The following is a 21679-nucleotide window of genomic DNA, read 5'->3' on the forward strand; positions in this document are numbered from 1 at the left end:
CGTCAGAGGCCGAGTCGGATCGCGACCCCGAGCCGGGTGGCGAACCGTGCGATGACCTCGGCCTCCGCGTCCGTCAGCTCGTCGACGACCTGCACCAGGGGCGATGTGATGTGCCCGTACGCCTGTTCGAGGTCCGCAGGGGCGCTCGCAGCGGGGACGACGACGATGCCGCGGCGGTCCCGGGGGTTCGGACGCCGCTCGGCACGGCCGGCCCGGCTCAGTCGGTCGACGAGCTTGGTCACCGCGGCGGTGGTGATCCCGAGCCGCGACGCGAGTGCGGTGGGACTGAGCGGGCGGTCTGCCGCGGCTGCCTGCACCAGGTGCAGCAGGGCGAGCGCGTCGGTCGAGCGGAGGTCGAGCTTCCGGAGTGCGGCGTCGTCGGCTTCGTGCACGCTCTCGCCGAGCGCCTCGAGCCCGGCGATGGCCGCGGCTCCCGCGGCCGTCCTGGCCCGTACGCGGAGGCGCGGTCGGGTGGGTCGTCCTTCGTGCTCCTCCATCGCGGGATCCCTCCGATGTCCGTCGTACGCGGTGTGCAGCGCGCGAGACCGCGCACATCGTCCTAACCGTGGAAGTAGTCAACCAGGTGAGACGACCGTACGGTGCGATCCCGCTGGAACCAGCCGGCGGGCCCGACGAAGAGGATCAGCATGACGAACACAGCAGCAAGCCCCGCCCGGCACGACTCCGTCGTCCGCCGTACCTGGACCGAGACCAAGGCCGCCGTGAAGACGACGGAGTTCTACGCCTGGCTCGTGGTCTCCATCGCGATCCTGATCGCATCGGCCGTGGTCGACAACGGCGACGACGGCCAGGGCTTCGGTGCCGACAAGGCGTGGTCGTACGTCGCGCTCGTGACGGTGGCGTACATCCTCAGCCGCGGCATCGCGAAGGCCGGCGTGCACAAGTCCGACGACCGTGACGACGACCGCCGTGCCGTCTGAGCGGACACCCACGCGAGCACCGGCGACGGGTGGTCACCCTGCGGGGTGACCGCCCGTCGCGGTGTCCGGGGCGCCATCGTCGGCAGAGAGGATCAGCGCAGGAGGAGGAGCGCAGGGCTCAGTCGACCGCCTGCCCCTCGGGTACGAGCCCCTGCACGCTCAGCAACCCGGCGTCGGTCGACCGGCACGCGGTGAAGTCGGTGGTCCGCACGAAGAGCGACTGCTTCGATCCGGGCGGGTACACGCGGAAGCCGTCCGGCGTGACCGGGTCGCAGCCGTCCTCCGCGTAGTTCTCGGCCCGGGTGACCTTGAGCGGTGCGACCGCCACGGCTCCCGGTGCCAGGGTCACGGTCGGGTGCGGCGACGCCTCCTCCCGGGTCGCGGCGGCGCCGATCTGCGTGCCGGACCCGCCACCGACGAACGAGACCCCCGGCCAGCCCTGCAGTGTGCAGGCGGACGAGCCGGTGTTGCGCAGTGCGAGGTGGACGATCGTGCTGCCCGCCGCACCACCGCTCCCGGCCTCGATGCTCCCGCTGAGCGACGCCGTCGTGCAGCGCGCGGTGCCGCCGCCGGCAGCGCTGCCGGGCGCTCCGCTGCCGGAGGCGGCGGGTGCCGACGACGCGGGTGACGTCGGCGTCGGCGACGGCGGTGCCGCGGTCACCGTGGTGGTCTCCGTGGCGGTGCCGCCCGGTCCCGGCTCGCCGTCGGACGCGCAGCCGGAGAGCGCGAGCACGGCGACGAGACCGCTGGTGGCGAGGGCGACGGTCGATCGAGTGCGTCGGTGCATGTCCTCACGCAACACCGGCCGGTCGATCCGTGTTCGGGTAGCGTCCAGACGTCGCGTCCAGACTCGCGACACGAGCCAGGCACACGAGCGACGGAGGTCGGAACATGGCAGGCAAGCACGAGCAGGCACGCGGCGACGAGGGCCGGGCGGACGGCGTCGAGCCGCGCGCCGGAGCCTTCACCGACAGTGAGATCCCGGGCGAGCACGACGTCGAGTCGAACGAGCCCGCGGGTGAGTTCGTCTCGAGCGACATCCCCGGCGAGACGCGGCCGTCAGGGGGTCCCGGAGCCGACACGGGCGAGTACGTCGAGTCGGAGATCCCCGGTGAGGTCGAGCCCACGTCGGACGGCGAAACCGGACACTACGTCGACAAGGACGAGTGACGCCGGGTGGGACCGCGTGACGTCGGCAGAAGCTGACCGGATCCTCAGTCGACGAGGTCCGCGTCGACCAGCCGGCGGAGCGTCTCGACGCCCGCCGGCGGGCACCGGTCCGCGTCGGCCGAGGTGACCCACTCGACCTCGTCCACCTCTGCGGAGGCGACGGGCGAGGCGGAGTCCGCCGTGCCTCCCGGTCGGACGATGAACAGCGCCATCGCGACCATCGTGCCCTCGCCCTGGCCGTGTGCGGCCTCGGTGACCGTGCCGAACGGCTCGACGTCCGCCTCGGTCAGGCGCAGGCCGGTCTCCTCGCGCGCCTCGCGCAGCACGGCTTCGACGTCGGTCTCGTGCGGTTCCGCCTTGCCACCCGGCAGGTAGAGCACGTCGCGTCCGCGGGCGCGGACCATGAGCACCCGCCGGTCGCGGACCACCAGCAGCGCACTGACGCGCAGGGTGCGTGGCGCGGACGGGAGGCTCAGCTCGCGTCCGCCTCGGAGCTGCGGTCCGACGCGGCCCGCTCGGGCGCGGTGCGCTCCGCGAGCGGCACGACCGGCGACGGCAGCTCCGCCTCGGGCTCGGGACGGACGCCGAAGAGGGCGTCGAGCGCGCCGACGAACTCCTCGCCGCGACCGGCGCGACCGAGCTCACGGGCGCGCACCGAGGGGCGGTGCAGCAGGACGCCGACGAGGTGCCGGAGCGCCCGCTCGGTCTGCTCGACGGAATCCGGGTCGCCGTCGCGTCGCTTCGCCCGGTCGATCTCGTCGTCGAGGATGTCGAACACGTGCTTGCGGAAGGCCACGAGCGCCGGGGTGGTCGACTGCTCGAGCGCCTGCGCGCGGAAGCGGGACACGGCGTCGTCGACCATCTGACGGGCCTCGGACTCGGCGTTCAACTCGGCGATCGGGGCGTGGATGCTGATGGTCTCGAGGTCGAGCAGTTCGACGCCGTCGACATCGGCCGCGTCGGGGTCGACGTTGCGGGGGAGCCCGAGGTCGATGACGATGCGGCGCCGGCCGTCGTCGAGGTCGGCGGGCTCGACGACGGGCACCTCGCTCGAGGTGCAGGTGATGACGACGTCGCTCGTGCCGATGGCCCGGCGCAGGTCGGTCGCGGCGACGAGGTCGTGCTTGGCGGCGAACCACGGCGCGCGGCCCGACGGCGAGAAGACCTGGATGTTCGCGGCACCGCGGTCGCGCAGTGCGGCGATGGTGGTGGCGGCGTAGCTGCCCGTGCCGACGAGCAGCACGCGGGTGTGGGCCCAGTCGGTGATGCGCGACGACGCGAGCTCGAGGCCGAGGCGGACGAGCGAGCGGCCGGCGGCGCCGATGCGGGTGCGGGTCTTGACGCCACGGGAGGTGTGCGCGGCCTCCTGGAACAGGCGCTCGAGGTCCGAGGTCGTGGTGCCGTTGGCACGGGCGTCCTCGAGGGCGCGGCGGACCTGACCGGAGATCTCGGTCTCGCCGACGACGACGGACTCGAGGCCGCTCGACACGGCGAACAGGTGCTGCACGACGTCCCCGCCGCCGAGCACGCTGACGGAGTCGAGGACCTCGGCGGGCACGAGGTCGCTGGCGGTGGCGACGGCGTCGACGGTGGCCGACACGGCGGAGTCGCGGTCGTCGCCCGCGATGTCGAGGTAGGCCTCGAAGCGGTTGCAGGTGGCGAGGACGACGGCTCCGTCGAGCACGTCGGAGTCCGTCACGAGACGGCTCGCGGCGGTCGGTGCGCCGATGCTCAGTCGCTCCAGGAGGTCGAAGCTGGCGTTGCGGTGCGACGCCGTGAGACAGATGAGCACGTGTTCCATGGTAACTCGCCCTCGGTCCACGGACCGTTCGCCCTCCGCGTGCTCAGGACACTGTGCGGTGGGTGTCGTGCGCTGCCCCCGTGCACGGGCGCGGATGGGATGATCGTCGGGTGACCTCTGCCGCGCCCTCCGCCCTGCCCGACAGCCACCCGCTCGTGACCGGCAGGACCTCGGGGTCGCCGCTCGTCCGGGCGCTCCGCGGGGACCGGCCGGAGACCCTGCCGGTGTGGTTCATGCGCCAGGCGGGTCGGTCGCTGCCGGAGTACCGTGAGCTGCGGGTCGGCACGGCGATGCTCGACGCGTGCCTCGACCCGGCCATGGCGTCCGAGATCACCCTGCAGCCGGTCCGCCGGCACGGGGTCGACGCGGGCATCTTCTTCAGCGACATCGTCGTGCCGATCAAGCTCGCCGGCGTGGACGTCGAGATCGTCCCCGGGCGCGGACCGGTGCTCGGGTCGCCGATCCGCACGGCGGCCGACGTGGACGCGCTCGCCCCGCTCGACCCGGACGCCCTCGCGCCGATCACCGAGGCCGTGCAGCGCACCGTCGCGGAGCTCGGGGACACCCCGCTCATCGGCTTCGCGGGCGCGCCGTTCACCCTCGCCGCCTACCTGGTCGAGGGCGGCCCGTCGAAGGACCACATCCGCGCCCGCACCCTCATGCACAGCGACCCGGAGACCTGGGCACGCCTGCTCGACTGGGCCGCCGGTGTCTCGGGGGCGTTCCTCCGGGCCCAGGTCACCGCCGGCGCCTCGGCTGCGCAGCTCTTCGACTCGTGGGTCGGCTCGCTGTCCCGTGCGGACTACGTCGCCTCGGTCGCACCGCACTCGGCGACGGCGCTGTCCCACGTGGCCGACCTCGGCGTCCCGCGGATCCACTTCGGCGTCGGCAGCGGCGAGGTCCTGCACGAGATGGCGACCCTGGGCGACCCGGCCGACGCCACCGCGGTGGACGCGGTCGGCGTCGACTGGCGCCTGCCCCTGGACGAGGCCGTCCGTCGCGTGGGCACGGGCGTCACCGTGCAGGGGAACATCGACCCCGCGATGCTCGCCGCCCCGTGGGAGGTGCTCGAGGCCCACGTGCGCGACGTCGTCCGGCGCGGCGGCGCGGCCCGGGCGCACGTGGTGAACCTCGGGCACGGCGTGCCGCCGGAGACCGACCCCACGGTGCTCACCCGCGTGGTCGAGCTCCTGCACGCGCTCGGCGACGGGACGGGCATCGGCGACGGGACGGGAGCGGCGGCGTGACCGACGTCGTCGTGGTCGGCGGCGGCGTCGCCGGCCTGGTCGCCGCCCGTGACCTGGCGAAGGGCGGAGCGCACGTCGTGCTCGTCGAGGCGGGGGACCGCCTGGGCGGCATGCTCCGCCGGCACACGGTCGACGGGTTGGACCTCGACATGGGCGCCGAGTCGTTCGCGACCCGGAACGACGCCGTCGAGCGGCTCGCGGTCGAGCTCGGTCTCGGGGGCGACGTCGTGTCGCCGGACCCGCGCGGTGCGTGGTTGATGACCCGCGACGGCCGCACGGCCCCGATCCCGCAGACCGGCTTCCTCGGCATCCCGGGCAGCCCGATGGCCGCCGACGTCCTCGCCGTGATCGGGCAGGGTGCCGGCTTCCGCGCGCAGATGGACGCGCTGCTGCCCTCGCCGGTCGGCGCCCGGGCGGAGTCGCTCGGCGCCCTCGTCCGGAAGCGCATGGGCGAGCGCGTGCTCGACGACCTGGTGGTGCCGGTCGCGGGCGGGGTGTACTCGACCCACCCGGACCAGCTCGACCCCGACCGCGTGGCTCCCGGGCTCCGCGCGGCCCTGCAGCGCGAGGGGTCCCTCGCCCGCGCCGTGCTGGCGCTGCGCTCCCGGTCGGCGGCGGGCTCCGCGGTGCAGGGCATCCGCGGTGGCATCGTCCGGCTCGTCGACGAGCTCGTGGCCGACATGACGACCTACCGCGTCGACGTCCGGCTCGGTACCCGCGCCACGGCGGTCGAGCGCTTCGCCGTCGAGACCGTCAGGGCCGACGGCAGCCGGGAACGCCTGCCCGCGCAGCACGTGCTCGCCTCGACGGCCGACCCGACCCGGACGACCGCGCCGGACCGCACCGGGATCGAGCTCGTGACGCTCGTCGTCGACCAGCCGGAGCTCGACGCGGGACCGCGCGGCACCGGGATGCTCGTGCACCCGGACGCCGACGGGGTGCGGGCGAAGGCGCTCACGCACGCGACCGTGAAGTGGCCGTGGCTCGCGGAGGCGGCCGCGGGTCGGCACGTCCTGCGGCTCAGCTACGCGACGCGTCCTGACGAGGACGCCAGCGGTGCGGCGGAGACGGGGACGAGCCTCCCGGTCGAGCCGGACGACACCGTCGGCGCCCGCGCCACCCGCGACGCCACCGCCCTGCTCGGTGTCCCCGTGACCGCCGACCGCGTCCGGGGTGCGGCGCGCGTGCGCTGGTACGGACCGGACCTCACCGCCGCGGGCCTGGCGGAGGGCGTCGTGGGCATCGGCGAGACCTCGTCCGGGCGCGGCCTCGCGGGCATCGTGGCCTCCGCCAGGGCGTCCGCTGAGCGCATCCTCGGATCCTGAGCGGACCCGGGAGCGCCCGAGGGCTACTGTGGTGGGACGCCGGACGTATTCCGTTCGGCGCATGACCACCGCACACCCCCAAACAACGGAGGACCGCACATGCGAGGCAAGCTCCTGTTCGTCGCCGGCGCCGCACTCGGGTACGTCCTGGGATCGCGAGCCGGACGGGCGCGGTACGAGCAGATCAAGACCGTCAGCGGCAAGATCTGGAACAGCAACCAGGTTCAGAAGAGCGTCCACGTGGCCGAGGACTTCATCCAGGACAAGACCCCGGACGTCGCCGAGTTCGTCGGCGAGCAGACCAAGAAGGTCGTCCGCAAGGTCGGTCAGAAGAAGGACGCCGCCACCTCATGACCGACACCCGCGACCGCAAGTCGCGTTCGTTGTTCGGCCTGGTGGGAGACGTCCCGAAGCTGGTCAAGGGCCTCGTCAAGGGCGAGATCGACCTGCTGAAGGCCGAGATGATCGCCAAGGCGAAGGTCTTCGGCCTCGCCGCCGGGCTGCTCGTCGGCGCACTCGTCATCGTGCTCTACGCGATCGGCGTCCTGCTCACCGCGGCCGTCATGGGCCTCGCGACCGTGATGCCGGCGTGGCTCGCCGCGCTCCTGCTCGCCGTCGTGATGCTGATCGTCGCCGCGGTCCTCGGGTTCGTGGGTTGGAAGCGCTTCAAGAAGGGGCTGCCCCTCACTCCGAAGCGCACGATCGACAGCGTCAAGGACGACATCAACGCGGTGAAGGGCCTGGGCAACAAGCCCGGTCAGCACGACCGCGTCGGCCGCCCCTGAGCGGCAAGACCGACACCCCCGACGTAAGGACTCCGGTGACCGACCAGCACGACGACCTGGCGAAGCGCGTCGCGGCGACCCGCGCGCAGCTGTTCGAGACGCTCGACGCGATCGAGGACAAGCTCAACCTGCCGAAGCAGCTCGGCATCGCGGCGTCGAAGGTCAAGCAGGGGATCGACGAGAAGCCGGTGCCGTACCTGGCCGGGCTCGCAGCCGGCGTGGCGGTGGTCGGGAGTATCGTCGTGGTGGTGCTCCGACGGCGGTAGACCGCCGGATCGGTGGTCCTCCGGCCGCGGCGCGCAGCCACGACCCAGGCAACCGAAAAGACGAGGAACCATGAGCTCCGACGTGCACGCAGCCACGCACGAGAACGTGTCGGACAGCAGTCCGGCGCACGAGACCGATCCGTCGAGCGGGATCGACCCGAACCTCCTCACCGCGTACGCGCTGTGGGCCGTGTTCCGCCGTCCCCTCGGACCGATCCACCGTGTCGGCGACGACGCCGTCGCCGAGCTCGACGCCGTGGTCGCCCGCGCTGCCGAGCACGGCGTGACGATCCGCGGGTTCTACGACGTCTCCGGGTTCCGTGCCGACGCCGACGTGATGGTCTGGCTGCACGGCGACGACGCCCAGGCGATCCAGGCCGCGCTGCGCGACATCCGCCGCACCGGGCTGTTCCAGGACGCCGAGCCCGTCTGGCACGCCATGGCCATGCACCGCGAGGCCGAGTTCAACAAGCGCCACACCCCCGCGTTCCTGCGCGGCAAGGAACCCGAGGCGTGGATCACGGTGTACCCGTTCGTCCGCTCCTACGAGTGGTACCTCCTGCCGGAGGAGGAGCGCTCGAAGATGCTCCGCGACCACGGCATCGCCGGTGGCAAGTACCGCCGGGTCCTGACGAACACGATCGCCACGTTCGCCCTGAGCGACTACGAGTGGATCCTGCCGCTCGAGAGCCCCGACCTGGTCGACCTGGTCGACCTCATGCGCGACCTGCGCTACACCGAGGCGCGCCTGCACGTGCGCGAGGAGGTCCCCTTCTTCACCGGTCGTCGGGTGACGACCGCCGAGCTGCCGGAGGTGCTGTCGTGACCGACACCAGCCAGATCACGAACGGGCAGGGCAAGGTCCTCGCCGCGACGGCGGCAGCGGCCGACGGCCCCGAGCACGTCGAGGTCCCGACCGCGTACGACGCGATCCTCCTCGCCGGCTTCGGCGGGCCGGAGGGCCAGGACGACGTCATCCCCTTCCTCCGCAACGTCACCCGTGGCCGCGGGATCCCGGACGAGCGGCTCGAGGAGGTCGCGCACCACTACCGCCACTTCGGCGGCGTCAGCCCGATCAACGCGCAGAACCGCGCGCTCAAGGCGGCGCTCGAGGCCGAGCTGGCATCGCGCGGCATCGACATGCCGGTGCTCTGGGGCAACCGCAACTGGGCGCCCTACCTGGAAGAGGCGTTCACCGAGGCCGCCGACAAGGGCTACACCAAGCTCATCGCCATCGCCACGAGCGCGTACTCGTCGTTCTCGAGCTGCCGGCAGTACCGCGAGGACTACGCCCGCGTGCTCACCGAGACCGGCCTGATCGACACGATCCAGGTCGACAAGGTCCGCCAGTTCTTCGACCACCCCGGCTTCGTCCGGCCGTTCATCGACGGCGTCCGCGACGGCATGGCCCGCGCGATCGCCGAGAACGACGGACTGGACGTGGCCACCGAGCTGCAGGTCCTGTTCTCGACCCACTCGATCCCGTCGACCGACGCCGCCCGCTCCGGCCCCGACTACCGCGGGTTCGACGAGCACGGTGCGTACGAGGCCCAGCACCTCGCGGTGGGCGAGGTCGTCCTCGAGCAGGCCTGGAACGAGCTGCTCGAGCAGCCCGAGCACGCGCACCTGCAGGGCACGTCGAAGCCGGCGTGGAAGCTCGTCTACCAGTCGCGCTCGGGCCCCCCGACGCAGCCGTGGCTCGAGCCGGACATCAACGACTACATGAACGAGGAGCTGGCGGGCGGTCCGACCCGCGCCGTGCTCATCGTTCCGCTCGGCTTCGTCAGCGACCACATGGAGGTCATGTGGGACCTCGACGAAGAGGCCACGGAGACCGCCGGCGAGCTCGGCTTCTGGTCGCTCCGCACCCAGACGCCCGGCGTCGACTCGGCGTACGTGTCCGGGCTGATCGACCTGGTGCTCGAGCGCGTCGACGGCACCCCGACCAGTGAGCGTCCCCACCTGACCGACATCGGCCCCTGGTACGACGTGTGCCGTCCGGGGTGCTGCGAGAACGTGCGTGCCGGGTTCAAGCCGGCGGCGGCCGGGCTCGCGCCGTGAGCGACGGCAGCACGACCGACAGCACCCCGACCGAGGGTCCGCGCCCGATCCGGCTCGGCACGCGTGCCAGTCGGCTCGCGGTCGCGCAGTCGCAGGACGTCGCCGACCGCCTGGCGAAGGCGGCCGGTCGTCCGGTCGAGCTCGTCACGGTGACGAGCGAGGGCGACACGAACCGTGCGTCGCTCGCGAGCCTCGGCGGCACCGGCGTCTTCGCCAGCGCGCTGCGCGAGGCACTGGTCGCGGGTGAGGTCGACGTCCTCGTCCATTCGCTGAAGGACCTGCCGACCGCTCCGTACGAGGGGCTCACGATCGCGTCGGTGCCGAAGCGTGCCGACGCCCGTGACGTCCTGGTCGCGCGGAACGGGGCGACGGTGGACACCCTGCCCGAGGGCGCGAAGGTCGGCACGGGGTCGCCCCGCCGCGTCGCGCAGCTCAGGGCGAAGCGTCCGGACCTCGACGTCGTCGACATCCGCGGGAACATCGACACCCGGCTCGGCCGCGTCGACGACGACCTCGACGCCGTGGTGCTCGCCGCCGCCGGTCTCGGTCGCATCGACCGGCTGGACGCGGCGACGGAGCTCCTCGACCTCGGCTTCTGGCCGAGCGCCCCCGGCCAGGGAGCGCTGGCGGTCGAGATCCGTGCGGACGAGACGGACGGGAACCTGCTCGCCGCGCTCCGGAAGCTCGACCACGCCCCGACACGCCTCACCGTGACCGCCGAGCGCGAGGTCCTCGCGAAGCTCGAGGCCGGCTGCTCCGCGCCGATCGGTGCGACGGCGGTCGTCGACGCCGAGCTGCTGCTCGTGTCCGCCACGGTCTACCGCCCGGACGGCTCGGAGTACCGCACGGCGTCGCACGCGGCGCACCTCGACGGCTCCGCGCAGGACCGGCTCGACGAGGCGCTCGAGGTCGCCGGACGCGTGGCCGCCGAACTGCTCGAGAACGGTGCCGCCGAGCTCGCGGACCTGGCGTCCTCGGTGTCCGGGACGCCGGCCGACGGTGACCACTCCGCAGGTCCCGGTCTCGCCACCCCCGCTGCCGAGCAGCCGGCGGACGACGGTTCGACGAGCACCCCGCAGTCGACCGCCATGCCGTCGAGCACCCGCCCGTCGCCCACCGCGGACTAGGCGGTCACCACGGACGACACCGCTCGCGCACGGGACGAGGAACGGCCCACGGTCGTCCTCGTCCCGCGCGGCGGTGCGTGGGGCGGGTCGGTCGCGGACGCCGCCCGTGCGCGCGGGCTCGTCCCCCTGGTGGTCCCGCTCATCACCGACGCGCCGCCGGAGGACCCGGCGGCGCTCGACGCCGCACTCGCGCGCCTCGTCGCCGACGCCGCGGCTGCCGCTGGTGCTCCGGCCGTCGTCGGTGCCCCGGCCGGGAGGCACGACGCACCACCCGCGGACCGCACCCGTCCCGACGGGGCCGGCCGCGGAGCCCCCTGGCTCGCGGTGACCAGTGCGACGGCCGTGCGGGTGGTCGCCGGACGCGTGCCGCGCCTCCCGGCCGGTGTGCGTGTGGCGTGCGTCGGCGCGGCGACCGCACGCGCCGCCCACGAGGCGGGCTGGTCCGTCGACCTGGTGCCGGAGGACGAGTCCGCTGCCGGCCTCGCCGCGGCGTTGCCCGCCGATGCGGGACGCGTCCTGTTCCCCCGGTCCGAGATCGCGGCGACCACGCTCGTCGACGGGCTGCGTGCCCGCGGCATCGTCGTGTCGGAGGTCGTGGCGTACCGTACCGTGGGGACGGGTGACGAGCCGCTCGTCCTCGCCCCACCGCCGGACGCCGTGCTCGTCACGAGCGGGAGCGTCGCCCAGCAGGTCGTCCGACGGATGACCCCCCTCGACCCACGCACGCACGTCGCGTGCATCGGACCCGCCACCGCCGACGCCGCCCGTGCTGCGGGCCTGCCCGTGCACGTCGTCGCCCGCGGTCGGTCCGCCGAAGCCCTCCTCGACGCCGTCGTCGAGACCCTCCACCCGAACCCCAGAACAGGAAGGTCATCGTGACCGGACGCTTCCCCCAGGTCCGCCCCCGGCGCCTGCGCGCCACCCCCGCCATGCGACGACTCGTCGCCGAGACGCGGCTGCACCCGGCCGAGCTCGTGCTGCCGATGTTCATCCGCGAGGGCGCGACGGACGCCGTCGACATCTCGAGCATGCCGGGCGTGCAGCAGCACTCCCTCGACTCGTTCCGCCGGGCGCTGAACGAGGCGGCGGCGCAGGGCGTGGGCGGTGTCAACCTGTTCGGTGTCCCGACGTCCAAGGACGCCGAGGGCTCCGGTGCGACCGACCCGGACGGCATCCTCAACGTCGCGATCCGCATCGCGAAGGAAGAGGTCGGCGACGCGCTCGTCGTGCAGTCCGACCTGTGCCTCGACGAGTTCACCGACCACGGCCACTGCGGCGTGCTGGCCGCCGACGGCTCGGTCGACAACGACGCCACGCTCCTGCGCTACCGCGACATGGCGGTCGCCCAGGCCGAGGCGGGCGCCGAGCTCGTCTGCATGAGCGGCATGATGGACGGCCAGATCGCCGCCGCCCGTGACGCCCTCGACACCGCCGGGCACAGCGGTACCGCGCTGCTGGCGTACTCCGCGAAGTACGCGTCCGCGTTCTACGGGCCGTTCCGCGAGGCCGTCGCCTCGACGCTCGTCGGCGACCGCCGGACGTACCAGATCGACGCCGCCGACGGCCGGCAGGGTCTGCGCGAGGTCCTGCTCGACGTCGAGGAGGGCGCCGACATCGTCATGGTGAAGCCGGCGATGAGCTACCTCGACGTGCTGGCCCGCACCGCCGACGTCTCCGAGGTCCCCGTGTGGGCGTACCAGATCTCCGGCGAGTACGCGATGATCACGGCCGCGGCGCAGAACGGGTGGATCGACCGTGACGCCGCCGCGATGGAGGCGCTCGTCGGCATCAAGCGTGCCGGTGCGGACGCGATCCTGACGTACTTCGCGGTCGACATCGCCCGCAAGCTCAACCAGGAGGCCGGCCTGCGCACGTCCGGCAGCACCGCGGCGGTGTCCGGCGTCGCCTCGACCGGGAAGGCACCCGAATGACCACCGACACCACCACCGCGACGACGAACGACCAGCTCTTCGGACGCGCGAAGGACAGCATCCCCGGCGGGGTGAACTCGCCGGTGCGTGCCTACGGCTCCGTCGGTGGCACCCCGCGCTTCCTGACCTCCGCCTCCGGGGCCTACGTGACGGACGCCGAGGGCCGCGAGTACGTCGACCTCGTCGCCTCGTGGGGGCCCGCGATCCTCGGGCACGCCCACCCGGGCACGGTCGAGGCAGTGCAGCAGGCGGCGTCCCGCGGCCTGTCGTTCGGGGCGTCGACCCCGGGCGAGACCGAGCTCGCCGAACTCGTCAAGCAGCGAGTGCAGGTCGACGGCCACGGGCCGATCGAGAAGCTCCGCATGGTGTCGACCGGCACCGAGGCGACCATGACCGCGATCCGGCTGGCCCGCGGGTACACCGGCCGCGACCTGCTCGTGAAGTTCGCCGGGCACTACCACGGCCACTCGGACTCGCTGCTGGCCGAGGCCGGCTCGGGCGTCGCGACGCTCGCGCTCCCGGGCAGTGCGGGCATCACCGCCGAGACCGCCGCGCAGACCCTGGTGCTGCCGTACAACGACCTCGACGCCGTCCGGGCCGCGTTCGACGAACACTCCGAGCGCATCGCCGCCGTGATCGTCGAGTCCGCCGCGGCCAACATGGGCGTGCTCGCTCCGGAGCCCGGCTTCAACCGTGCGCTCGCGGAGATCACGCACGCCCAGGGCGCGCTGCTCATCGTCGACGAGGTGCTGACCGGCTTCCGGGTCGGACCGGCCGGGTGGTGGGGGCTCGAGGCGTCCGGCGCCGTGGCCGAGGGCACCGGGTGGAAGCCCGACCTCGTCACCTTCGGCAAGGTCATCGGCGGCGGCATGCCCCTCGCCGCGCTCGGCGGGCGCCGGGAGGTCATGGACTTCCTCGCCCCGCTCGGACCCGTGTACCAGGCGGGCACGCTGTCCGGGAACCCGCTCGCCGTGGCTGCCGGCACCGCCACGCTCCGTGCGGCGACCCCGGAGGTGTACGCGCACCTGGACCGCACCGCGGCGACGATCGCCGAGGCGACGAGCGCGGCACTGTCCGCCGAGGGCGTCGCCCACACCGTGCAGCACGCCGGGAACCTGTTCTCGTTCGCGTTCCTGGAGCAGGCACCGCGGGACTACGACGACGTCCGGGCGCAGGAGGCGTTCCGGTACGCGCCGTTCTTCCACAGCATGCTCGACCAGGGCGTGACCCTGCCGCCGAGCGTGTTCGAGGCGTGGTTCGTCACGGCAGCCCACGACGACGAGGCCGTCGGTCGCGTGCTCGAGGCGCTGCCCGCCGCTGCTCGCGCCGCCGCTGCGGCGACGGAGTAGTTCCGCCTTCGCCTGTTCCGGCCGGGAGGCGCGGCGCGGCTACCGCGCGCGGCGTGCGTGCCAGCGCCCTCCGATCCGCTCGATGGCGAGCGGGAAGTCGAAGGCGTGCGACACCGCCTCGGACGTGACGACCTCGTCCGCAGGCCCCTGGGCCACCACGGTGCCGTCCCGGAGCAGCATCGCGTGCGAGGTCGACGTGGGCAGGTCCTCGAGGTGGTGCGTCACCATGACGCTGCCGAGGTCCGGGTGTCGCTGTCGCAGGGCGTCGACGGTCTCGAGCAGGTGCTCGCGCGCGGCGACGTCGAGCCCCGTCGCCGGCTCGTCGAGGAGCAGCAGCCGCGGCTCGCTCATGAGCGCCCGGGCGATGAGCGTCCGCCCCCGTTCGCCCTGGGACAGCACCGGCCAGCGGGCGTCGGAACGAGCGGCGAGCCCGACGTCGGCGACGTGCCGGCGAGCGGTCTCGAGCTGCTCGGGCGTGGGCTCCCACCGCAGCATGAGGTCCGTGGTGCCGGTGAGCCCGGTCAGCACCGTCTCGAGCACCGTCAGCGGTGAGAGCATCCGGTGCCGCGGGTCGACGTGCCCGATGTGCTGACGGAGCTCGCGGACGTCCACGCGCCCGAGTCGTCGACCGAGCAGCTCGACGGTGCCGGCGGTCGGGTGCCCGTTCGCGCCGAGGACGGCGAGCAGCGTCGACTTGCCGGCGCCGTTCGGCCCGAGCAGCGCCCAGTGCTCCCCGCTGCGGACGGTCAGCCCGACGTCGTGGAGCAGGTCCCGCCCGGAGCGGGTGACGCGGAGGGTTTCGGCGTACAGGAGGACGTCGGTCACCGGACCAGTCTGCCCGCTCCGGCTCGTCCGGCTCGTCCGGGTGCTCAGGCGGTGGCGGCGCGCATCTCCGTCAGGTGGTCGGCCATCGCGCGGGACATCGAGCGGATGACGGCCCCTGCGGCCTCGCCGTCGCGGCCCTTCGCCGCGGCGTGGAACGAGTCGAGGCCGTGCTTGACGTCCCAGAACACGAACTCGGGCTGACCGATCCGCACGAACTTCGCGCGGTTGAGGATGCCCTCGGAGGTCTTGACCAGCAGCTCGTTGCCCGAGTGGGCGACGAGGAAGGCGATGAGCGCGTCGATGTCGTCGTTCAGCGCGCGGTCCTCGGCGTCGGCGTGCTTGCGGGCCTGGTCGAGGAGCTTGCCGAGCTGCTTGACCGCGGCGTCGTCGAGGTTGGGCACGGCCCACCGGGCGGCGAGCTCGGCGAAGCCGAAGAGCAGCTGGAACGCGTCGTCGTACTGCTCGCGCGTGGGCGACGCGACGCGGGTGTAGCGGTTCGCCTCCATCTCGACGAGCCCGAAGTCGACGAGCTTCGCGATCGCCTCGCGGATCGGCGTCCGGCTGACCCCGAGCCAGGCGACGAGCTCGTCGTCGTTGAGCCGCTCGCCGGCCTGCAGCGTGCCGTCCTGGATCGCCGCGAGCATCTTCTCGAGCACGACGTCCCGCAGGAGCTTCCGCGGGGACGACTCGACCGACGACTTGGGTACCGGCATGGCTGCTCCTCACAGGTTCGGGTGTTCCGCGTGCCAAACCTAGCGTGTCAGATGGCAAGCGTTTGGGAAAACACCCGACAGGAGTTCCGGACGGTCAGCGTCGGACGTCGACCACCGTCCGCCCGTGCACGCGACCGGCCACCACGTCGGCGCCGACCGTGATGGCGTGCTCGAGGCCGACCGTCCGCGTGACGTCGGCGACGAGGGCCGGGTCGAGGTCGGTCGCGAGCCGGTCCCACGCCTGCTGACGGAGCGGCAGGGGCGCCTCGACCGAGTTGATGCCCAGCAGGGAGACCGCGCGGAGGATGAACGGCATCACCGAGGTCGGGAGCGCCGAGTCCTGCGCCAGGCCGCAGGCGGTGACCGCACCGCCCCACTTCGTCGCCGCGAGCACGTTCGCCAGCGTCGCGCCGCCGACGCTGTCCACCGCACCGGCCCAGGTCGCGCGCTGCAGGGGCTTGCCGAGCTCGGCGAGGGTCGAGCGGTCGACCACGTCGGACGCTCCGAGCGCCCGGAGCGAGGCGTCGTTCGACGTGCGCCCGGTCGATGCGGTGACGCGGTACCCGCGGGCGGCGAGTAGGGCGATCGCCATCGTGCCGACCCCGCCCGAGGCGCCGGTGACGAGCACCGGACCGTGGCCGGGCGTCACCGTCCGCTCGAGGGCGAGCACCGACAGCATCGCGGTGAACCCGGCGGTGCCGATCGCGGCGGCGAACGAGTCCTCGACCGCGTCCGGGAGCACGACGAGCGAGCCGCTCGGCACGATCGCGTGCTCCGCCCAGCCGCCGTGCCGCGTCTCGCCGAGCCCGGCGCCGTTGCAGACGACCCGGTCCCCGATCGCGACGTCGTGCACGCCGGGGCCCAGGCCCGAGACCGTGCCGACGACGTCGATGCCGGGGACGAGGGGATCGACCCGGGCGACCCCCGGGTTCCCGGCCAGGGCGAGGCCGTCCTTGTAGTTCACGCTGGAGTACGTGACGTCGATGCAGGCCTCGCCCTCGGCGGGGTCGGGCACGTCGACCTGCGTGACGGCGGGCGGGGTGGAACGGGAGACGAGGACTGCGCGCGTCATGCGTCGGACGCTACCCCGTGCCTCCCGGCCGGGCGCTCGTTCGATCCCAGAGCGGGTGCGATGCCTGGCGGAACCGGGCGTACCTGATGCGCCCGGAGGACCAGGCACGCCCGGTTCGACCAGGCACGCCCGGTTCGACCAGGCGCACCCGGAGGCGCACCGGTCTGCGGCCTCAGCCGAACATGATGGCGGCCTCGTCGTACCGCTCCTGCGGCACCGTCTTCAGCTCACCGAGGGCGTCCTCGAACGACACGTGCACGATCTCCGTGCCCTTGAGCGCGACCATTCGGCCCCAGCGTTCCTCGACGACCGAGTCGATCGCCGCCAGCCCGAGTCGCGTCGACAGCACCCGGTCGTACGCCGTCGGGGTGCCGCCGCGCTGGATGTGGCCGAGCGTGGTGGCACGGGTCTCGATGCCGGTCATCTCCTCGATCAGCGGCGCCAGGCGCTCGCCGATGCCGCCCAGCCGGGGCCGGCCGAAGGCGTCGAGGCCGCGCTCGGTGTGCGCGTTGTCCTCGTGGTCGGGGACGAAGCCCTCGGCCACGACGACGAGCGGCGCGCGCCCGCGGTCGTAGGCGGCGCGCACCCAGGCCGCGATCTGCTCCATGCTCGTCTTCTGCTCGGGGATGAGGATCGCGTGCGCACCCGCGGCCATGCCGGAGTGCAGCGCGATCCAGCCCACGTGCCGGCCCATGACCTCGGCCACCATGCAGCGCGAGTGGGACTCACCGGTGGTGCGGAGGCGGTCCATGGCCTCGGTCGCGATCGCGACGGCGGTGTCGAAGCCGAAGGTGTAGTCGGTGGCGCCGAGGTCGTTGTCGACCGTCTTCGGGACGCCGACGATCTGCAGGCCGGCGTCGGTGAGGCGCTTCGCCGCGGCCAGGGTGCCCTCGCCACCGATCGCCACGATGGCGTCGATGCCGTGGCGCTCGAGGGTCTTCGTGATGTTCTCGACGCCGCCGTTCGGCCCCTCGAAGGGGTTCGTGCGGCTCGTGCCGAGGATCGTGCCGCCCTGCTTCGCGATGCCCTGGATGTCCTTGCGGCCGAGGGGCACGATGTCCCCGTCGACGACGCCCCGCCACCCGTCGCGGAACCCCACGAACTCGTGTCCGTAGATCGCGATGCCCTTGAGCACGATGCCGCGGATGACCGCGTTGAGGCCGGGGCAGTCGCCTCCGGAGGTGAGGATGCCGATGCGCACGGAGACTCCAACGTCGTCGGGTTGCGGGGACCTGACCATCATGTCTGACGGTGGTGTGGCATTACCATCCCCGTGTGTCCCTGCCAGCTCCCGTCGCACTCGGTGCCCCCGGCACCCCGGCTGCGGCCGGTCGGGTGGACACGGTCTACCGGCCGGGAGGCGCGGTGGACGTCCGCGCGACCCTCCGGCCCCTGCAGCGCGGCTCCGGCGACCCGGCCTTCCGCGTCGTCGGCTCCGACACCTGGCTCGCCCTCCGCACACCGGCCGGGGCGGCCTCGGTGCTCGTGCGTCGGACCGGCAGCGACGCGATCGCGGTCTCCGCGTGGGGCTCCGGCGCCGCCTGGGCCGTGACCCACGCACCGGACCTGCTCGGACGCGGTGACGACTGGTCCGAGCTCGACGTGACCGCGCATGCCTTCCTGGCCGAGGCGCGACACCGCCAGCCGGGGTTACGCCTGCTCCGCACGAACACGGTCGTCGCGATGCTCGTGCCGGCGATCATGGAGCAGAAGGTGACCTCGCGGCAGGCCTGGCGCGCATGGCGGTACCTGCTCCGTCGCTTCGGGGAGCCCGCACCCGGCCCGGTGCCGGCGGACATGTTCGTGCCGCCGGCCCCCGAGCAGTGGGCGCTGATCCCGAGCTGGGAGTGGCACAAGGCCGGCATCGAGCCCGGACGCTCGGCGACCGTGATGCGCGCCGTCAAGGTCGCCCCCGCGCTCGAGCGGACGCTGGCGCTCGGTCGCGGTGGCGCGGTGGTGTCGCAGCGACTGCAGTCGATCCCGGGCATCGGCCAGTGGACCGCTGCCGAGACGGCGCAGCGGGCACACGGCGACCCGGACTCCCCGAGCGTCGGGGACTACCACGTGCCGGCGCTCGTCGGGTGGGCACTGACCGGCGGCCCCGTGGACGACGACGGGATGCTCGAGCTGCTCGAGCCCTGGCGCGGGCACCGGGAGCGCGTGGTGCGGCTGATCGGGGGCTCGGGCTTCCGGAAGCCGGCGTTCGGCCCGCGCATGACGATCCAGGACCACCGCTGGCACTGACCCCGGACAGGGCGCGGGACCGCGACGTAGTCTCCTGTTGAGAACAGATCTCAGAAGGAGGAACCATGTCGGACCCGAACACCACACCCGCTGCCGAGGCCGAGGAGCACCGCGTCGCCGAGCACGACGTCGCCGACCACGACCACGAGCAGGACGGCGGCGAGCACGAGACCGTCGAGCACGGCGACCACGTCGACTTCGTGCACGACGGCCACCGTCACGCGCGTCACGAGGACCACTACGACGAGCACTGAGCGTCGCTGAGGCGACCACTCGACGGCCGGGAGGGACGTGGCCGACGTGCCACGGGCCTCCCGGCCGTCGTCCGTGCGGTCGCGCGACCCGCACATCCTCCGCCGTCACTCGTCACCACCCGCCTACCGTGACGCGCGGCGCGGGACCGACCCCGCCGGGGGAGGACCCGCATGACGAGCACCACGACCGACGACGACCGCGTACCGGGCGTCCCGGCGCCCATCCCGGAGGACGCCGGCCAGGCGGAGACCGAGCGCCGCACGAAGCGGCACGTCACCCGGGTGGCGTTCGTGGCCGCGATCGGCGGACTGCTGTACGGCTACGACACCGGGGTGATCTCCGGCACGCTCATCGAGATCGGCAAGGAGTTCTCGATCGACGCGACGGTCAAGGAGTTCATCACCGCGTCGATCCTCGTCGGCGCGATCCTCGGCGCCTTCCTCACGGGGCCCGTCTCGGCACGCATCGGGCGGCGTCGCACGATCCTGCTCATCGCCGCCGTGTTCGGACTCGGCGTGCTGTTCGCCGCGGTGTCCCCGAGCCCGGTGTTCCTCGTGCTCAGTCGACTCTTCCTCGGGCTCGCCGTCGGCGGCTCGACGCAGACCATCCCGACCTACATCGCCGAGATCGCACCCGGGCCGCGTCGCGGCAGCCTGGTCACGGTGTTCAACTGCGCGATCGGTGTCGGCATCCTGTCCGCCGCCGTGGTCGGGGTCACCTTGAACGGCGTCGTGTCCTGGCGCTTCATGATCGGGGTCGCGGCGGCGCCCGCGATCGTGCTGCTGCTCGGCATGCTCAAGCTGCCGGAGAGCCCCCGCTGGTTCGTCGCGCAGGACCGCATCGGACCCGCGCGACGGGTGCTGCGGTGGGCGAGGCCCGACCAGCGCGCGGCGGAGGACGAGCTGGACGAGATCCGGAAGCTCGACGACGCCGAACCCTCGTCCGGTGCCGGCCAGTGGTCGCAGCTCCGCAAGCCGTGGGTGCGGCCCGCCCTCGTCGCAGGGCTCATCGTCGCCGCCTTCACGCAGCTGACCGGGCTCGAGATGATGATCTACTACACGCCGACGATCCTCACCGACGCCGGGTTCCCGCACGAGTACTCGCTCTGGGCCAACGTCGGCGTGGGCGTCGTGTACCTGGTGATGACGTTCGTCGGCTCCCGGCTGGTGGACCGCATCGGTCGTCGTCGGCTCACCCTCGTGATGCTGCCCGGAGCTGCCGTGAGCATCGGCCTGTTCGGGGCGTTGTTCTTCCTGACGGGCGGCGAACCGTCACCGGTGCTCACGATCGTGCTCATCCTGGCGTTCATGTTCTTCCAGGCCGGCGGCATCCAGGTCGTGGGGTGGCTCATCGGGTCGGAGATGTACCCGCTCCGCATCCGTGCCGCTGCGACGAGCCTGCACGCCATGGTGCTGTGGGGCGCGAACCTGCTGGTGACCTCCACCGCGCTCACCCTGACCGGGTGGATCGGCCTCGGCGGGACCATGCTCGTCTACGCGGCGCTCAACGTCCTCGGGTGGGTGCTGGTGTTCCTGCGGGTGCCGGAGACGAAGGGCCGGTCGCTCGAGCAGATCGAGCAGTCGCTCCGCGACGAGACCTTCCTGCCGCACCGGTCGCGGCGGGGCGCGACGAGCTGACGACCGGGAGGCGCGTGGCGGGCCCGCCAAGCGCCTCCCGGTCGTCGTCGAGCCGGTGGCCTACGGGTGCCGCGTGCCCTCGCCGGCCAGTACCGCGTGGTACCCCTCGCGGAACGTCGGGTACCGCGGCTCCCACCCGGTCGAGCGGAGCAGGGCGTTCGAGAGCCGCTTGTCGCCGCCGGTCTGCCGACCCTCGGGTGCTGCGCGCGGCGGCCGGGGGACCCCGAGTTCGTCGGCCAGGAACACCAGGACGTCGTCGAGGCGCACCGGTTCGTCGTCGGTGCCGAGGTAGGTCGGTGCCGGGTCGTCCACGCCCGCCAGGTGCACGAGCGCCGCGGCGGCGTCGTCGCGGTGGACGCGGTTCGTGTGCGGCGATGCGCTGGTCGACAGGGTCGCCCGGCCCTGGCGCAGCTGGTCGAGGAGTCGCTCGCGCCCCGGGCCGTAGATACCGGACAGGCGGACGAGGACCGCACCGGGTGCCCGTTCGCGCAGGAGTGCCTCGGCCTCGATCAGGACGCCGGCGGTCGGGCTGGCCGCGCGGGCGGGCGTCTCCTCCGTGACCTCGCTGCCGTCGTCGACGTCGTACACGGCGGTGGAGGACACGACGATCACCCGTGGCGAGGCCCCGGACGCGTCGATGCCGTCGAGCACGTTCCGCAGGCCGTCGACGTAGGTCGCGCGGTACTCGTCGACGTCACGGGACCCGGCGGCGAAGGCCACCACGACCACGCCCGTGTCCGGGTCGATGGTCGGGACCTCGTGCCGGAGGTCGACGCTCCGACCGGTGACCGGGGACGGGACGAGCTCGGCGCGACGGCGGAGTCCGGTCACCGGGTGGCCGAGCGCGGCGAAGCGCAGGGCTGCCTCGGTGCCGAGGTCGCCGCAGCCGGCGATGACGACGGGGGAGCGGTGCTGCATGCTCCGAGCTTG

General features: G+C 73.2%; 25 protein-coding genes. 16 read left to right on the plus strand and 9 right to left on the minus strand.

Annotation, left to right across the window (positions count from 1 at the left end; genetic code table 11):
- Positions 1-2 precede the first annotated feature (2 nt).
- Positions 3-497 carry a MarR family transcriptional regulator gene (locus DEJ23_RS13730; RefSeq protein ID WP_111240802.1) on the minus strand — a complete coding sequence of 165 codons (495 nt, stop codon included), beginning with the start codon at positions 495-497 and terminating at the stop codon, positions 3-5.
- Positions 498-647: 150 nt separating this feature from the next.
- On the opposite strand from DEJ23_RS13730, the gene DEJ23_RS13735 reads away from it, so the two are divergent.
- Positions 648-941: a hypothetical protein gene (locus DEJ23_RS13735; RefSeq protein WP_111240803.1), complete on the plus strand. Its 294-nt coding sequence runs from the start codon at positions 648-650 to the stop codon at positions 939-941.
- A gap of 118 nt (positions 942-1059) precedes the next feature.
- On the opposite strand, the gene DEJ23_RS13740 is transcribed toward DEJ23_RS13735, so the two are convergent.
- Positions 1060-1728 carry a DUF4232 domain-containing protein gene (locus DEJ23_RS13740; protein WP_111240827.1) on the minus strand — a complete coding sequence of 223 codons (669 nt, stop codon included), beginning with the start codon at positions 1726-1728 and terminating at the stop codon, positions 1060-1062.
- 104 nt (positions 1729-1832) lie between these two features.
- Here DEJ23_RS13740 and DEJ23_RS13745 point away from each other — a divergent pair, with 104 nt between their 5' ends.
- Positions 1833-2111 carry a hypothetical protein gene (locus DEJ23_RS13745; protein WP_111240804.1) on the plus strand — a complete coding sequence of 93 codons (279 nt, stop codon included), beginning with the start codon at positions 1833-1835 and terminating at the stop codon, positions 2109-2111.
- Between the two features lie 44 nt (positions 2112-2155).
- Here DEJ23_RS13745 and DEJ23_RS13750 read toward each other — a convergent pair whose 3' ends face one another.
- Both DEJ23_RS13750 and DEJ23_RS13755 read right to left on the minus strand, forming a co-directional pair.
- A complete protein-coding gene (locus tag DEJ23_RS13750) occupies positions 2156-2587 on the minus strand; it encodes an NUDIX domain-containing protein (RefSeq protein ID WP_258375567.1) in 432 nt (143 codons plus the stop codon).
- Entirely contained in the window at positions 2584-3903 is a 1320-nt protein-coding gene (locus DEJ23_RS13755; RefSeq protein ID WP_111240828.1) for a glutamyl-tRNA reductase, read from the minus strand. Before DEJ23_RS13755 ends, DEJ23_RS13750 begins: the two co-directional genes overlap by 4 nt.
- Before the next feature lie 119 nt (positions 3904-4022).
- Between DEJ23_RS13755 and hemE the strand changes: the two genes are divergently transcribed.
- The 11 genes from hemE to hemL all read left to right on the plus strand — a co-directional run bounded on the left by hemE (position 4023) and on the right by hemL (position 14003).
- A complete protein-coding gene (gene hemE / locus DEJ23_RS13760) occupies positions 4023-5159 on the plus strand; it encodes a uroporphyrinogen decarboxylase (RefSeq protein WP_181429273.1) in 1137 nt (378 codons plus the stop codon).
- Positions 5156-6484 (plus strand): NAD(P)/FAD-dependent oxidoreductase, encoded by a 1329-nt coding sequence (locus tag DEJ23_RS13765; RefSeq protein ID WP_111240805.1) that lies wholly within the window; start codon positions 5156-5158, stop codon positions 6482-6484. Before hemE ends, DEJ23_RS13765 begins: the two co-directional genes overlap by 4 nt.
- Positions 6485-6583: 99 nt before the next feature.
- The gene (locus DEJ23_RS13770) at positions 6584-6838 is read left to right on the plus strand and encodes a hypothetical protein (RefSeq protein WP_111240806.1); all 255 of its coding nucleotides are present in this window, start codon (positions 6584-6586) and stop codon (positions 6836-6838) included.
- On the plus strand, positions 6835-7269 hold the full coding sequence (locus DEJ23_RS13775; protein ID WP_111240807.1) for a phage holin family protein: 435 nt from the start codon (positions 6835-6837) through the stop codon (positions 7267-7269). Before DEJ23_RS13770 ends, DEJ23_RS13775 begins: the two co-directional genes overlap by 4 nt.
- A 35-nt stretch (positions 7270-7304) precedes the next feature.
- The gene (locus DEJ23_RS13780) at positions 7305-7535 is read left to right on the plus strand and encodes a hypothetical protein (RefSeq protein WP_111240808.1); all 231 of its coding nucleotides are present in this window, start codon (positions 7305-7307) and stop codon (positions 7533-7535) included.
- A 70-nt stretch (positions 7536-7605) separates the two neighbouring features.
- Positions 7606-8361, plus strand: coding sequence for a hydrogen peroxide-dependent heme synthase (hemQ, locus tag DEJ23_RS13785; RefSeq protein ID WP_111240809.1), 756 nt, complete (start codon positions 7606-7608; stop codon positions 8359-8361).
- The gene (locus DEJ23_RS13790) at positions 8358-9596 is read left to right on the plus strand and encodes a ferrochelatase (RefSeq protein ID WP_258375560.1); all 1239 of its coding nucleotides are present in this window, start codon (positions 8358-8360) and stop codon (positions 9594-9596) included. The genes hemQ and DEJ23_RS13790 overlap by 4 nt, the downstream gene beginning before the upstream one ends.
- The gene (hemC, locus tag DEJ23_RS13795) at positions 9593-10723 is read left to right on the plus strand and encodes a hydroxymethylbilane synthase (protein WP_258375561.1); all 1131 of its coding nucleotides are present in this window, start codon (positions 9593-9595) and stop codon (positions 10721-10723) included. Before DEJ23_RS13790 ends, hemC begins: the two co-directional genes overlap by 4 nt.
- A gap of 129 nt (positions 10724-10852) precedes the next feature.
- Entirely contained in the window at positions 10853-11602 is a 750-nt protein-coding gene (locus DEJ23_RS13800) for a uroporphyrinogen-III synthase (protein WP_258375563.1), read from the plus strand.
- The gene (gene hemB, locus DEJ23_RS13805) at positions 11599-12654 is read left to right on the plus strand and encodes a porphobilinogen synthase (protein ID WP_258375564.1); all 1056 of its coding nucleotides are present in this window, start codon (positions 11599-11601) and stop codon (positions 12652-12654) included. The genes DEJ23_RS13800 and hemB overlap by 4 nt, the downstream gene beginning before the upstream one ends.
- The gene (hemL, locus tag DEJ23_RS13810; protein WP_111240811.1) at positions 12651-14003 is read left to right on the plus strand and encodes a glutamate-1-semialdehyde 2,1-aminomutase; all 1353 of its coding nucleotides are present in this window, start codon (positions 12651-12653) and stop codon (positions 14001-14003) included. The genes hemB and hemL overlap by 4 nt, the downstream gene beginning before the upstream one ends.
- A gap of 39 nt (positions 14004-14042) precedes the next feature.
- On the opposite strand, the gene DEJ23_RS13815 is transcribed toward hemL, so the two are convergent.
- From DEJ23_RS13815 to DEJ23_RS13830, 4 genes are all read right to left on the minus strand, one after another.
- Positions 14043-14828, minus strand: coding sequence for an ABC transporter ATP-binding protein (locus DEJ23_RS13815; RefSeq protein WP_111240812.1), 786 nt, complete (start codon positions 14826-14828; stop codon positions 14043-14045).
- 44 nt (positions 14829-14872) lie between these two features.
- Entirely contained in the window at positions 14873-15541 is a 669-nt protein-coding gene (locus tag DEJ23_RS13820; protein WP_111240813.1) for a GntR family transcriptional regulator, read from the minus strand.
- A gap of 94 nt (positions 15542-15635) precedes the next feature.
- Positions 15636-16613 carry an MDR family oxidoreductase gene (locus tag DEJ23_RS13825; RefSeq protein WP_111240814.1) on the minus strand — a complete coding sequence of 326 codons (978 nt, stop codon included), beginning with the start codon at positions 16611-16613 and terminating at the stop codon, positions 15636-15638.
- A 172-nt stretch (positions 16614-16785) separates the two neighbouring features.
- A complete protein-coding gene (locus DEJ23_RS13830; protein ID WP_111240815.1) occupies positions 16786-17814 on the minus strand; it encodes a 6-phosphofructokinase in 1029 nt (342 codons plus the stop codon).
- 80 nt (positions 17815-17894) lie between these two features.
- Here DEJ23_RS13830 and DEJ23_RS13835 point away from each other — a divergent pair, with 80 nt between their 5' ends.
- The 3 genes from DEJ23_RS13835 (at position 17895) to DEJ23_RS13845 (ending at position 20749) form a co-directional block, all read left to right on the plus strand.
- Positions 17895-18857, plus strand: a complete 963-nt coding sequence (locus tag DEJ23_RS13835) for a DNA-3-methyladenine glycosylase family protein (RefSeq protein ID WP_375342281.1) — start codon at positions 17895-17897, stop codon at positions 18855-18857.
- A 65-nt stretch (positions 18858-18922) separates the two neighbouring features.
- The gene (locus DEJ23_RS13840) at positions 18923-19111 is read left to right on the plus strand and encodes a hypothetical protein (RefSeq protein ID WP_058750533.1); all 189 of its coding nucleotides are present in this window, start codon (positions 18923-18925) and stop codon (positions 19109-19111) included.
- A 171-nt stretch (positions 19112-19282) separates the two neighbouring features.
- Positions 19283-20749 carry a sugar porter family MFS transporter gene (locus tag DEJ23_RS13845; RefSeq protein WP_111240817.1) on the plus strand — a complete coding sequence of 489 codons (1467 nt, stop codon included), beginning with the start codon at positions 19283-19285 and terminating at the stop codon, positions 20747-20749.
- Between the two features lie 60 nt (positions 20750-20809).
- On the opposite strand, the gene DEJ23_RS13850 is transcribed toward DEJ23_RS13845, so the two are convergent.
- Entirely contained in the window at positions 20810-21667 is an 858-nt protein-coding gene (locus DEJ23_RS13850) for an NAD-dependent epimerase/dehydratase family protein (protein ID WP_111240818.1), read from the minus strand.
- Positions 21668-21679 lie beyond the last annotated feature (12 nt).

The organism is Curtobacterium sp. MCSS17_008 (genome assembly GCF_003234185.1).
Taxonomy (GTDB): Bacteria; Actinomycetota; Actinomycetes; order Actinomycetales; family Microbacteriaceae; genus Curtobacterium.